A 13,269-nucleotide genomic window follows, 5' to 3' on the forward strand; every position below is an offset into this window, starting at 1 on the left:
GAGGCCTTTCAGGGTTGGGAAAGGAGTTCCACCATGACATCATCGATAAACTGAACCGGTGACGGCTTGCCGGCACCGCTCTGAAAGGGACGGGTCACGCGAAGCTGGATGGTATGCCGACCTGCTGTCACAGGGACTGTTCCAATGAAATGGTGCTGAACCGTGCCGCCATCCTCCATCGGACCGACATTGAGATCGGCGATGACTTGATCATCAACAATCCATTCAAACAATCCCCCGTTCAGATTCCTTTTATAATCTGGTGAATGGTAGATAGCCCCCACACGGGCTGAGAGCTGAATGAGGCCGGGATCTGTTATTGTAGTGAGACTAATCCCTCCACCTTGTTGCACGTCATGGGCAGGAGCAAAATGAAGCTGGCCGACTTGGACCTGAAGACAATAAGAGGGAGAACCTGGGTTCCCAAAATCACACAGGGCAACGGTAGGAAATCCCTTGCCCCCTAAGGTTCCATTGGAGGTAGAAAATACCGTCCAGTCAGAAAGGGTCCCCGATTCAAAATCCGTGGTGAGGAGGACTTGGGCCGAAACAGGGCAAATTCCCATCGACACGATGCCAATGAGAAAAGAGAAGCCCCATCGTTGAACAGCATATAGGCACGATTCAATTTTTGAAACCATCGCGATATTTACCTCCCTGACCTGCACCTTTTTGCCACTCAGAGTTTTTTTCAGACTTGAATGCCTGATAAGATAGGAAAAAGCGGGTGGCCATTTCCAGATTTCTCCGCTTGAGTCTCTACTTAGACCACAGATTCTTGCCTTAAGAACCCCCTTTTTCCCGTTCTTACCGACGGCTTCAAGGACACAGTAGACTCGTGCACGACACAATTCATTTTTTCATTCACCCGAACACCAAGGTCCGTACCATATGAGCACACTCTTCACACCTCTGTTCGTCTTTTGGCCAATAGTCGGAGGAATTTCCTGTCTGATGGGTCTTTCCTCACCGTCCTGGGCTCAACAAACACCACTGGAGGCTCATCCGGTTCATCCCCTGATATCAGCCCAAGTTTTAGTGGTCGAAACCATCGCGCTCACGGAGCGGGGACTCCAGGACTCCACGGCTATTACAAAGACCGTCACCGACCGATTGGCCGAAACAGGATTTACCATCGTCGCTACTCCAGAAGAGCCTCACGATGCGATCATTCGGGTGAAATGCGAAGAACGACAGACATTCACGGGCCCGAGTAAACACCGGAATACGAGTCCGGCCCTAACTTCACGATTATGGAAAGGCCCTGCTTGCCATATTTCTTATCGCTATGGAGAACAATTTCCTCCTTGGAACTGGGATGTTCACACCTCATTTGAAGATACCAGTAAGGCTGCCGAAATCGCAGGAGCCTCGGATACGGGAACCTTCGCCATGACTGCTCTAAACACCCGACTGCAACAAGATAATTTCCCATTGTATCTGGTGGCGGAGTGGGAACAAGCCGAAAGATTGCTGATGCTCTTACAGAAATCCTCCGACAATATTGACCGGCAAACAACAATCCTCAAACTTTTGGGAACTCTGGCTTCCGATCAAGCCTTCGAAGCCCTTAAGCAAGCGCTCACCAACCCCGCACTGACACCGACAGCCCTGGCGGCCCTTGGGCAACAAGGAGAAAAGGCTATACCTGCCTTGGCTTCATTTCTGGAATCCTCTCCGAACTCGGACCACAGATTAGCCGCTATGCAAGCCTTGAGCGCCATTGCCACCCAGAGCAATGCTCCCCCCTTATTCACCCAGTTTATGAAAGCTTTGGATACAGAAGAGCCCAAAATACAAACGGAAGCCGTCAAAGGCCTTGGGAACCTTGGGGATCGACGTGCGATTCAACCTTTGGAAAAACTAAACCTGAAAACCTGGACCAACCCTTCCACCAGTCCTGACATGATGGCTCTCCGTAAAATGTTGAGTTGGAGCCTCTGGCAACTCAGTCCAAGCGCTCACACCGCAGAATGAATCACACGTGGATAATTCAGCCTGGGGAAAACCATATCTGAGAATTTCATCCAAGACTCTTCTCATTTTTAAAAAATGAATCAAAAAATTTCCGGAAGTCGCCTTTTCTCTCCCTCTTCACCAAACCGCATCCGTTTAAAATCATTGTCAAATTGACTACCTGTTCAACACATATCCCGGACTTCCCAGCAGCAAAACGCTGAGAGACTGAACCCCTTGACCGCTTTTCAGAGGATCGACAATTTTATGGATAGAGCAGGTCTGAATTTAAATTCCCCCTACCAGACCAAATTTCCTAAACCAGCTCGCAGGGTGGTGACGGATCGGAATTACGAAAAACTCACAGGCCATACGGACAAGAGCAAGCAGAAGGCTCAGATGACTGGAGGCCCCTCAATCTTGCGCACAGCAAATCAACACGTCGGGATTTGGAAAAAATATGTGAGGGGTTCTAACAATGAATAACCGATGATGGTGCGCCCGACAGGAGTCGAACCTGTAACCTCTTGATCCGTAGTCAAGTGCTCTATCCATTGAGCTACGGGCGCTTTTACTGAATTTTCAATACGTTAGGTGAGTTCGTCAAGCAGGGTCAACTGACTAGCGTAAAATAAATGCTAACCCGGAAAAACCGTCCCTCTTAATAGCCTCGGTGAAATCCACTCTACCATTTACTAACTTTTCCTGTCCTAATTTTATGGGCGGAAATTTTAAATAAGGGGTCAATCTCTCTCCGTAACAACCAGCCTTATACCCGTTCTTTCCTAAACGCGTCAATTCGTTGGATAGGACCAGGACCACCCATCCTTACAAATTTTGATGCTTGAACCATTCGGTTGGTTTGAGGTGGTCGTAAAGATTAATAAGGTCCGGATAGGCCAATTCTTGTGCGAAAGGCCACAATTTAATTAGGAGAAATGTCCGATCATCTTGCCTGGAGAAACATATTTTTCTTATGGTGTCAAAGATTGATTTCCCACTTGAGATTATTCCTCGTTCGTTCTCCCGTTAATCCGACCGCCAATCCCTATTGAACTTCATGCTCGAGGGTGGAAACACAAAAATCCTGCCCAAAATTTAGAATCGCCGCACATAACGGGTTCCATCTTACCATCTGATGGCACACTGGTGTGCCATATCCCAGATGGGGACAACCGGAACCACTCCGAAATACCAGATTTTCATATGCGTCTTTCAACAGGAGATTCTTCGTAGTGACTGGTCATTTCAACCGGAACGCTGATGCTCCGACCTGACTCACGGTGAGTACTCATAAAGTTGGCACATGGCTCAGACATCCTGGCCTTAAACCGGACTACGAAGACGAAAGAAAGTCCATGCGGTTCGGCGGCAAGCCTACAAAATGACAATTCTTTTAAATTTAGCCGAATCCGTCCTTCCTTTAGTTGTGGACGTCCTCGATGGGAAATACGTATTTTCTTTTAGCCTGTCTGGGGAATTGATGCCCATCTCCTGTGAGCGTCAACTGTCAATAAAACATCGTCAAGATCTCTTTTCGACAGGTCCAGAAATAACAGTATCAGCAAATTAATTTCCGCTAGTCATATGGGAATCAAAAATTAAGGGAGGAAGAAGCCATGCTTGCCGTTAGAGAGCATTGTCAGCACAACACGAAAATTCTTGACCTCTCAGGCAGTTTCGACGCCAGTTCCAAGTTAGGCCTTGAAGTCGCCATCCTCGGAGCAAAAGAAATGGGCTGTCAACATATCATTTTAAATTTTTCTGAGATTACCTGGATTGATTCAATGGGATTAGGGCAATTATTCCTTTGGTATCACAAGATGAGACCCAATCACGTGCACCTCAGTATCGTCAGCCCGCAACCGACGGTCAAAGATCTCTTAGAGTCGACCCATCTCTCAGAAATTGTTCCTATTTATCAATCTGAAAAAGAAGCTGTGGAGGCTCAACTTCAGACTCCTTACGTATGAACAATCCAATTTTCTGCCTTTCAGAAAGGGTGGAAGACCTCCTCTTGAATTATCCTCCCCAATTTCTTGGAATAGCTATTCCCGCAACCCTTGATTTACTGAGCAAGAAATCGGACCACCGCCCATGATGTCAGTAGAGGTGAGCCATCCCTTTCCCCATTGGTATCCAGTAATTTCCAGACAAGCACTCTCCATACCTTTGTTACCGATGCTCCAGGAAAAATGCTGAAGAACCCGGAATTACGAACACCCGATTGAAGATGCATGTAAGCAATTCGAAAGAATGAACTTTTCTCATGCAACTGTTGTCTCCTTCTCCATATAGGAGAAATGACATGAAGAATTCAGGAATGAACACATTATACCCGACGCATGATTCCGTGAATGATTCCCTGCATACCAGGAAAACCCGTCCGTGTCTGTTGGTGGTTGAAAATGATCTTCGGTGGCAGAGTTGCTGAATACGGTTTTTGAAGATTGGGAAGATCACGTCTGTGTAGCCAGAAATGGACCGGAAGGTCTGAATATGGCCATGAATCATACGGTTGGCGAAATTTTGCTGGATGGGCATATGCATATGCCCCTGATAAACGGGGGAACCATGCTCGATGAATGACGATGGTCGGGATATCAAATGCCGGTACTGGCAATGTCCGGTAATTTAGACCTGCCAGCCCCTCGGCTGCTTGTGGGGGAAGCGCTCAAGGCTTCTCTTCTTAGCCCTTTAACCTGCAATCCCTCAAACAATCCTGTCATCAGATTTTGAAAAATAATGCAATGTCTGGCCCTCTCCTTCAGCTCTTTCATGATGGATAAACCCAGGTTGGAATGATTGTGTTGTTTCCCTTAATGATCGTGACAAAAATCGAGCACTACCTCTTAATGGGGATGGCAAGAAACCAATGGACCTGATCTAACCAGGAAGATGCTAACCCTAACTGTCGTAGCAGATAAGATGCAGTGGTTGGACAAAGTAATATCATGGTTTGGACATTTTTTCTACAAAGACTCCCCGTGCGACAGGTCGTCTTTGCATGCTCCCCCCTCCACAAAGTTGCATTTCTATAAGAGATTAACGCCCATAAGCATTGTGTTCTACAAAAGGTTTATTTTTTGCTTATTTCGGACTCAACGGTGGAAAGCGACTGTTAGGGATTCAACAGGAGGCATTTCACATGAACCCCCAAAATTTGACATATTTACGGGTGATCGTGTGTTTAGCGAATGGATTACTTTTTTGCCTTTGGCCATAGAGAGGCTGCATGCGGGGACAGTGCCGGATATCCGAGGCACCTGGAAAGATGGCCCGAGTAGTGGTTCAGCAACGGGATGTCAGGATCCGGATGATAATGGACCCGACCATGATCCGGGAGGGGACACGTACAGTATTACCAACCAAATAGGCGCCAACTGGAGCGTAATACAAGTGGAGACCGTGGTTGCTAACGGATTTACCGCTGTACAAACAGTGACCTGCTCAGGAACCGTAGCAGCGAATGGAACAGTGAATGCGTCATGTCCTTATGTGGTTACCCTCAATGGCGGGTTTTGGTATAGCGGCACATCCACTTTAACCGCTTCCCTTGTGGGCAATACCTTGACCTATACGCTTGCCGGTCAGGATCTCGTGGGAGATACCTGTCAGTGGACTCAGACCGGAACAGATACCAGGATTGGGGCTGTCCCTCCTCCTATTGTTTTACCCATACCTACGCCTTACGACTTCAATGGAGATGGGAAGGGCGACCTGATCTGGCGCAACACAAACACCGGGAGCACGTCCATCTGGTTGATGAACGGGATAGTCCGGGCCTCGGTCGGTTTCCCTGGCGGGGTGCCGCTCAACTGGGAGATCGCGGGGATCGGCGATGTGACAGGGGATGGCAAGGCTGATGTCATCTGGCGTAATAGTACCAACGGCACGGTGGCAATCTGGCTGATGAACGGCACGACCGTGACGTCCACGGGTTTTCCAGGTAGCGCGCCAACCACCTGGGTCATTCAGGCCGTCGGGGATGTCAACGGCGATGGCAAAGCCGATCTGATATGGCGCAATAGCAGTGACGGCAACACAGCTATCTGGTTGATGAATAGGACCGCCATGGCCTCGGTTGCCTTCCCGGGCGGGGTACCGCTCAACTGGCAGATTGCGGGGATCGGCGATATGACGGGGGATGGCAAGGCCGATGTCATCTGGCGTAACGGCAGCAATGGGGCCGTGGCCGTGTGGGTGATGAATGGGACCACTGTGACCGGTACGGGGTTTCCCGGCAGCACCTCCACGGATTGGGAAATTGGGGGTGTTGGCGATTTCAATGGGGTTGGGAAGGCCGACTTTATTTGGAAGAATGACACAAGCGACATCGTGGCCATCTGGTTGATGAATGGGACCTCCATTGCGTCCTCTAAAGTATTGGGCGGCATCGCCTCGGCGTGGAAGATTGAGCAGGTGGGAGATATGAATGGGGATGGGAAGGCGGACGTGGTCTTGAAGAATACCTCCACAGGGGAGGTGAAAGTCTGGCTGATGAATGGGGTAACCCTGATTGGCATCGGCTCTCCTGATACAGTCTCCCCCTCCTGGGACATTCAACCTTAGAGCGATGACAACGCACTCGCTGAATCACTGAAAGAATAAGGCCTGAACACTAGGAGGGCCACGCTTTCTTTCTTTGGTCTCCCAAGGGCCTGGCCCACATTGGGGCGGGCTCTTTTTTCTCACCCAGTTGTTCATTGAAGAAAGGCCACCCCACAATAACCCCTGCCCGGAATGTAGGTCCTAAGTGGAATGGTCAGCATGAGCAAGCGCCTGTATTTTGAAAATCACCAACTGAGGAGACATGAGATGGACAAACGTTTTTACTACCAAAGCGAGGGAGAAAAACTCTCGTTGAGTGTTCGGTGGTGGCTCATTCTCTTTGCCGCAATTCTTCTTATGTGGATTGAGAAATAATCCTACCTCCATCTTCACGTGATGATTCTCATTCCCATTGGAAACTCTTTCCCAATCCCATTAACGAAAGTAAAATCGGACTTTCCCAACAAACTCTTTCCTCTTTGACTCATGAATCCCCATGTCTTTATGGGTGTCCTTTCAGATTCAACATGGCACTCTCCCCCAGCCCTTATGAACCAGGGTAGAAATGAGACCTTGGTTTGATCAATTTCCCTTGCAACCCAATGTTTTTTTGATGGGGTTCGCTACCCGTCTGGTGGGTCACGCCAAACACGGCACCAAGACAATATGTCAATTACCCACAAATCTTTGTACACATTTCCTTTACCTTCCAATTTTTGTATGGTGTAGGGAACCTTGTTCGATTGGAGTGAAGTCCAGCCTTATGCGCCACGCCCAAAGGGAGGACCCTGTTCAAAGAATTAGGACAAAGGACATGTTTTCGAGGAGGAAGTCACCATTTCTGCCGATTAAATCAACCAAATAGGCACCGCTGAAGTATGACGGAACGAAAAGACCATCAGAATATTGTCATGCCTGAAGGCATTTCTTTCTTGCCCCCAATTCAGGTCGGGTATGAAATCTACTATGAAAACCTTGAGATTCAGGGAATTCAAGATCGGCAAGCCAATGTCTGGCAATTTATCCAAGGCTCCAAGCACCTGTTGGATTGGGAACAAGAACCGAGCAATCCCCAAGACCCTCATGCCATCAAGATATTTGGGGTATCGGAGCAAATCTTTTCTACGAAACGGGATATCCTGGGGTATGTTCCGGGTGATGTAGCCAAACAGATTGTGACTGGAGGCCTCTGGCCATTTTTGCAACTCAGGCTGGATTCCATCTCTGTCGCAAATCAAGGATTTGTTGCCATCAAATTTCAAATCCTTGGGCCCATTAGGAAAAAAAACGGGGACGAACAACCACCAGGCGGACCACGCATCAAGGGGGAACGAAGGCCCACCCACCAGGGCACGAGACCAACATTCCTGTTCGGTGGAGAAGCAGAACGTCCAAAAGCACCTCCAAGCAAGGTCAAGCATGTCGTATTCTTCATTATAAGGATCATCCTGATCACACTTGGTACCGCGCTGGCTTTTGTGGGCGGGACAATGGGCACAGCAGCCTGGCAAGCCAAGGGGAACCTCTTAGTATTGATGCTCGTTCCCTTGGCATTGATCATGATTGGAGGCCTGCTCATCTGGAAGGGAATTAAACCCTCAAAATCAACACAAAAGACCTCTACCTAGAAATACTCCTTTGAGCCATAAGAATGCGTTATTCATGCATTTCCCGACAAATTTGAAGGGTGCACATGGCAAGCACCTATCACATTTGGCTGAAACCTACCGGTCCGGCCTACGACATTCTCATGAAGACCATTACCGACTTGAGCAAAGCGTATCACGCTCCAGTCTTCGACCCGCATGTAACGCTCCTGGGCTCTCTTCCAGGAACAGAGGAGGCTATTTCTTTTCAATGCGTAAATCTCGGAGAATCACTTGCACCTTTTGATATTTTTCTGGCCGAACCGGCCTATGGTGACCAGTTCTTTCAATGCGTGTTTTTAAAGACTCAGGAAACACCGGCACTCATGAATGCGCATGAACTGGCCAAAAAACTGTTCCGTAAGTCACCTAACCCCTTTATGCCCCATCTCAGTCTCCTGTATGGTCATTATCCCCTGGAACTGAAACACAAAATCACGTCCACCTTGCCTCAAGCATTATCCCTCAACTTCGCAGTCGACACGATCCATCTTATCCATGCCAAGAGCGAACATCCCATGGACTGGGCCTCAATCCTGTCAGTTCCTCTGAGTGGATAAATTCTTTTTTCCTCGACGCTTTCGCGAACGTCTGTCACCTTGTGCCTTCAAACCTCATAGGTCAGATCCTCGGCATTTCCCCATGAATCAAAGGACTTTTTCCGCCATTCCTCTAACGCGAAGCAGTCGCGCGCAAATCCATTCGGCCAACTAAAGCGATATCCGTAAGATGCTGGGAGACACGGAGGGGAAAAACCGGAGGAACCACTGATTTTAAATGGCAGGGATGGGTTCTGAATTTTCTGGTAGAGAGATGCCCGTTACAATTTGTATAAGATGCCCCAATACTTTTTGAATGTCTTCGGGTTTACCCAGGCTGATCTGAAAAAAACTGGACATGTCGGGGATTCCGTCAGCAATTTGTTTGGCCACTTCCACAAGTCCGTCAGGTTCAATTTGCAAAAGCTCCTTTGATAATTGAATGGCCGATTGAATAGCCACCTCGGGCTGTTGGTGGCACCACATATCGGCTAACCGCCCCGACAAGGCCACGCATTGAATAGTTAACCGGGAAACATCATCGCTCCCTGACGCCAAGGAAGGGTCATGACTCCCCTTGACGGATTCTCGCAATAATTCAGGCAATTCCCACGTCTCCGCCAACCATGCCCCAATCTCGCAATGATCCGTTTTCCACCGATCTTGTTCCAACGCCTGAAGTGCCTGATGATCCTGCGCAGCTTTTTTATAAAGCAACCCATATTCCATGCCTAACGCCTCGCTCATCACCAATACGCCCAAGTCCTGCAATAATCCGGCGAGGAACACCTCTTCTTCGTTTGCCACCCGAACGCGCTTGGCCAAAATCTTTGCGGCCAAACTCGCCAAAATACATCGATGCCAAAAGTGGGTATGATCAAACGCACCACCACCTTTTTTTCGTAAGTCCCGATATAACGAAAAGCAAAACGCTAACGTAGCAATAGAATTCATCCCCAATAAAGTCACTGCATGGGTGACCGTCGTCACTTTATGTCGACTGCCCCCATAAAAACTGGAATTCGCCACATTCAAGAGCTTGGCGACAAAGGACGGGTCTTTGCTAATGACGTCACCAATGCGTTGGGCGGTCGTCCTCTCATCCCGACACAGTTGGAGGACTTGCAGAGGCAACGCGGGAATGGCCGGGAGGGTTTTGCAATTTTTTATACGCTGCAGAATCTGGGGGTCCATTATTCGTCAAACCTCATGCCTTGTATCACCGTTTCCCAAAACAGCATTTCTTGGAAAGCCAATCATCCAGGTTTATCACCGTATAGGCTTGTCTTCATAGGACGATTGGATAGGGAATTCGTTTCCTAATGTGCACCGGGAAGTTGAAGGGCAATTCCTTCCGGCATACGACCGGAAATCCACAAGTATTCAAAGGTTTTATCGGACAATGAGTACCTGACTTGAGGTAGAAACCAGCTCACGGCTTGACGGATTTCTCCACCGGAAACACGGCCTCAACCGGGGAAAAGAGGCAAGTTAGGAAGAGCCGAGCTCAGGGAATGGCAGGAAAATCGAAGATTTATGGATGGAGGGCGGGGTTAAGAATATTTGCCTTCTGGAACACACGGAATCCATCAGGATTGGACATGCCCATAAAGGGTCGAAGGCGAGGCATCCATAACAAGAACGGGCACAAGGTCTCCTGGTTGACGGGCTTCGTCATCCTTGGGCCAGACAACAGTCACATTGTGGTCGCTATGGCCCATCCATTGAAGGTCGGATTTTTTGGAATGCCCTTCCAGCATAACCTCCACCGTGGTGCCGATAAGTTCTTGGTTTTTTGAAAGGGAAATTTTTTTTTGCAACTCCACGATCTGGTTGGTCCTGTATCCCTTCACCTGCTCAGGAACATCGTCCACAAATTTTCTGGCCGCAATTGTGTGTTTTCGTTCAGAATATTTGAATACGAACGCCGCCTGATATCCCACCTCTTGCATAAGACGAAAGGTCTCCTGGAACTCCTCATCGGTTTCTCCACAAAATCCACAGATGATATCGGTGGTCAAAACAAGAGGACCTTTCTTTCGGATGGCCTCAACCAGCTTACGGTACTCCCGTTGTGTGTAACCCCGCCCCATACGTTCCAGAATTCGATCATTCGCCGATTGCAGCGGCAAATGAATCGTCTTACAGATGTGGGGATGCTCCGCAACGGCTTCAAGCAGGGCAGGAGGAAAATCTTTAGGATGGGGAGACATAAACCGCACACGCTGAATCCCAGGGACATCTCCAACGGCGACTAGCAGTCGGGCAAAATCCCATTCCCCCGACCGGTAGGAATTGACATTTTGTCCCAATAGCGTGATTTGCCGAACCCCCTGACTGACCAATTGATGGGCTTCCTGAATGATTCCCTCTGGGTCCCGAGAGCGTTCTCGGCCTCGCGTATAGGGCACCACGCAAAAGGAGCAGAAATTATCACAGCCCCGCATGACGGCGATCCATCCATTAATTCCATCCGGCCGGTCCGGGACGATATGGGCATACGTTTCGTATTCGGACAGATCAACGGCCAACCCTCGCTTACGATGCTCCAGCGCATCGATAAGAAGATCGGGCAGTCGCCGGTACCCATCCGGCCCGACCAGCACATCAATGAACGATCGGGTATCCATCAGCTCTTTCTTCAGATTCTGCGCCATACAGCCTAAAACCCCGATGATCAAGCCACGTTCTTGCTTTCTATTGGTATAGCGGGCTAAATGGCCATACACACGATTATGTGCATTCTCACGAATGGCACAGGTGTTAAACAGGATCACATCGGCTTCATCATCATGCGGCGTAAATTCAAATCCTCGGGTTTTTAACAGCGACCGAACGATTTCCGAATCATATTCATTCATCTGACACCCAAAGGTCTCCATATACACCTGATAGCCACCTTTACCAGGGGAACGGGTTCTGGCCTTCAGGCTGGTCGGGAGGAGTAAAGGGGGTCCGCTCACAAGCATCACCCTCCTATGAAACGCACACGAGTGAAGAAGCAGAAAGATTCTGGACCGGCGGAGGACTTTCAGAGGTTGGCTCCAACAGTCCCAACGTGGTATCCGACATCATGCCGGTCACGACAACCGGCTGAATAGTATTCCGAAGCGGATGTGGAGAACGAACGGTGACACGAAGAAAATTATCCGTGAGCCCCGGCCAACACCCGTCGGTTTCCGCTGCTTCAAATAACACCGAGACCCGTCGCCCTACAAACCGCTGCTGGAACGCCATTCGCTTGTGATCAGACATTTCCCGCAAAGATCGACTCCGCTCTTTCGTCGTAACGGGAGACACGGGATGCGGTAATTTGGTGGAAGCCGTACCGGGCCGAGGCGAGTAACTGAACACATGCAAATACGCAAAAGGAAAATCCCTGATCACCGCTTCCGTATTCGCAAATTCTCGTGGGCCCTCTCCAGGAAATCCCACCAGCACATCCGTGCCGAAACACAGGTCTGGAATTCGTTTCAGCGCTGATTCCATGGCCTCCTGGTACTCTCGAACGGAATACCGTCGATTCATGGCCTGCAATATACGATCGTCACCACTCTGTAAGGGAACATGTAAATGCCGGCACAGCTTCGTGGAACTACTCATATAGTCCAGGAGGCTCTCAGAAACCGTGGTGGGTTCAATAGAGGAAATACGAATCCGCTCCAGGCCTTGAATAGCTTCAAAGCGTTGAATGAGCGCCAGGAGATCGGCAGCTCCATCACGGTATTGCCCGATGTTAACTCCCGTCAGCACTAACTCCCGATGCCCCCTTTCCACCAACAACTCGGCCTCACAAACCGCATCCTCCAGAAACCGACTCCGCTCCCGTCCTCTGGCAAAAGGAATCAGACAAAACGAACACATAAACTGACACCCGTCCTGAATTTTTAAATTTGCGCGAGTCGTCGAATAGGCTCCAACGCCTTCTATCGAAAAATTCTCAGGATCAATCCGTCCATGATGCACCACCGGCACAGGTTGTTTTTTAAGCTGGGGAAAAGGCGGAATGATCTCAGGCAGCTTCATTTTGAATTGATTGCCGACAATGAGGTCAATATCGGCCATGCGACGAAGCGCTTCCAAGCCGGTCTGGGCATAACACCCGGTAACAGCGACAAAGGCATGTGGGGAATGACGGAGGACCTGGCGAACGATTCGTCGACAATCCACCTCAGCCCCTTCCGTGACCGTGCAGGTATTGATCACAAAAACATCCGTTTCCCGGCCAAACTCTACCGGGATAAACCCGCTTTGCTGAAACCCGTCTTTCAGTAGAGCCGTTTCAGCCTGGTTGAGTCGACACCCTAACGTATATAACGTGACACGTGGTTGGGGTTGTTGGAAATCCTCAGAATTCATAGGCGAAGTATTATAAAGAAGGCCTTTCCACACAACAAGGCAGGGGAAACCAGGTTTCCATTGCCGGTTGAACATGCTAATATTTTTTCTATCCTAGATGTAGCCGGTCACATTCGGGGATGGCCCTAAAGGTCTGTATCGTCGTTCTATCTTATCTCCCGCCCACTTCTTTTTTTATGACAAAAGGCCTGTGCTTGGATATGGACCACAGCTTGGCA

General features: G+C 49.2%; 10 protein-coding genes and 1 tRNA gene. 6 read left to right on the forward strand and 5 right to left on the reverse strand.

The window, feature by feature from the left end; all coding sequences use genetic code 11:
• Positions 1–8: 8 nt before the first annotated feature.
• Positions 9–641 (reverse strand): hypothetical protein, encoded by a 633-nt coding sequence (locus H6750_03005; GenBank protein ID MCB9773282.1) that lies wholly within the window; start codon positions 639–641, stop codon positions 9–11.
• Positions 642–954: 313 nt separating this feature from the next.
• Here H6750_03005 and H6750_03010 point away from each other — a divergent pair, with 313 nt between their 5' ends.
• Entirely contained in the window at positions 955–1,977 is a 1,023-nt protein-coding gene (locus H6750_03010; GenBank protein MCB9773283.1) for a HEAT repeat domain-containing protein, read from the forward strand.
• 472 nt (positions 1,978–2,449) lie between these two features.
• On the opposite strand, the gene H6750_03015 is transcribed toward H6750_03010, so the two are convergent.
• A tRNA-Arg gene (locus H6750_03015) sits at positions 2,450–2,525 on the reverse strand.
• A gap of 1,050 nt (positions 2,526–3,575) precedes the next feature.
• Here H6750_03015 and H6750_03020 point away from each other — a divergent pair.
• The 5 genes from H6750_03020 (at position 3,576) to H6750_03040 (ending at position 8,713) form a co-directional block, all read left to right on the forward strand.
• Positions 3,576–3,929: an STAS domain-containing protein gene (locus tag H6750_03020; GenBank protein MCB9773284.1), complete on the forward strand. Its 354-nt coding sequence runs from the start codon at positions 3,576–3,578 to the stop codon at positions 3,927–3,929.
• Between the two features lie 454 nt (positions 3,930–4,383).
• Positions 4,384–4,545 carry a hypothetical protein gene (locus H6750_03025; GenBank protein ID MCB9773285.1) on the forward strand — a complete coding sequence of 54 codons (162 nt, stop codon included), beginning with the start codon at positions 4,384–4,386 and terminating at the stop codon, positions 4,543–4,545.
• 597 nt (positions 4,546–5,142) lie between these two features.
• Positions 5,143–6,528: a VCBS repeat-containing protein gene (locus H6750_03030; GenBank protein ID MCB9773286.1), complete on the forward strand. Its 1,386-nt coding sequence runs from the start codon at positions 5,143–5,145 to the stop codon at positions 6,526–6,528.
• A gap of 857 nt (positions 6,529–7,385) precedes the next feature.
• The gene (locus H6750_03035; GenBank protein ID MCB9773287.1) at positions 7,386–8,135 is read left to right on the forward strand and encodes a hypothetical protein; all 750 of its coding nucleotides are present in this window, start codon (positions 7,386–7,388) and stop codon (positions 8,133–8,135) included.
• A 65-nt stretch (positions 8,136–8,200) separates the two neighbouring features.
• Positions 8,201–8,713, forward strand: coding sequence for a hypothetical protein (locus H6750_03040; GenBank protein ID MCB9773288.1), 513 nt, complete (start codon positions 8,201–8,203; stop codon positions 8,711–8,713).
• 213 nt (positions 8,714–8,926) lie between these two features.
• Here H6750_03040 and H6750_03045 read toward each other — a convergent pair whose 3' ends face one another.
• From H6750_03045 to mtaB, 3 genes are all read right to left on the reverse strand, one after another.
• On the reverse strand, positions 8,927–9,886 hold the full coding sequence (locus H6750_03045; protein ID MCB9773289.1) for an HDOD domain-containing protein: 960 nt from the start codon (positions 9,884–9,886) through the stop codon (positions 8,927–8,929).
• Between the two features lie 395 nt (positions 9,887–10,281).
• Positions 10,282–11,661: a tRNA (N6-isopentenyl adenosine(37)-C2)-methylthiotransferase MiaB gene (gene miaB, locus H6750_03050; protein MCB9773290.1), complete on the reverse strand. Its 1,380-nt coding sequence runs from the start codon at positions 11,659–11,661 to the stop codon at positions 10,282–10,284.
• Between the two features lie 7 nt (positions 11,662–11,668).
• A complete protein-coding gene (mtaB, locus tag H6750_03055) occupies positions 11,669–13,051 on the reverse strand; it encodes a tRNA (N(6)-L-threonylcarbamoyladenosine(37)-C(2))-methylthiotransferase MtaB (GenBank protein ID MCB9773291.1) in 1,383 nt (460 codons plus the stop codon).
• Positions 13,052–13,269 lie beyond the last annotated feature (218 nt).

This window comes from Nitrospiraceae bacterium, assembly GCA_020632595.1.
GTDB lineage: Bacteria > Nitrospirota > Nitrospiria > Nitrospirales > UBA8639 > Nitrospira_E.

Coding starts and splice junctions, on each gene's coding strand:
- H6750_03005 (MCB9773282.1), bottom strand. CDS start 641: ATGGTTTCAAAAATTGAATCGTGCCTATATGCTGTTCAACGATGGGGC.
- H6750_03010 (MCB9773283.1), top strand. CDS start 955: ATGGGTCTTTCCTCACCGTCCTGGGCTCAACAAACACCACTGGAGGCT.
- H6750_03020 (MCB9773284.1), top strand. CDS start 3,576: ATGCTTGCCGTTAGAGAGCATTGTCAGCACAACACGAAAATTCTTGAC.
- H6750_03035 (MCB9773287.1), top strand. CDS start 7,386: ATGACGGAACGAAAAGACCATCAGAATATTGTCATGCCTGAAGGCATT.
- H6750_03040 (MCB9773288.1), top strand. CDS start 8,201: ATGGCAAGCACCTATCACATTTGGCTGAAACCTACCGGTCCGGCCTAC.
- H6750_03045 (MCB9773289.1), bottom strand. CDS start 9,886: ATGGACCCCCAGATTCTGCAGCGTATAAAAAATTGCAAAACCCTCCCG.
- miaB (MCB9773290.1), bottom strand. CDS start 11,661: ATGCTTGTGAGCGGACCCCCTTTACTCCTCCCGACCAGCCTGAAGGCC.
- mtaB (MCB9773291.1), bottom strand. CDS start 13,051: ATGAATTCTGAGGATTTCCAACAACCCCAACCACGTGTCACGTTATAT.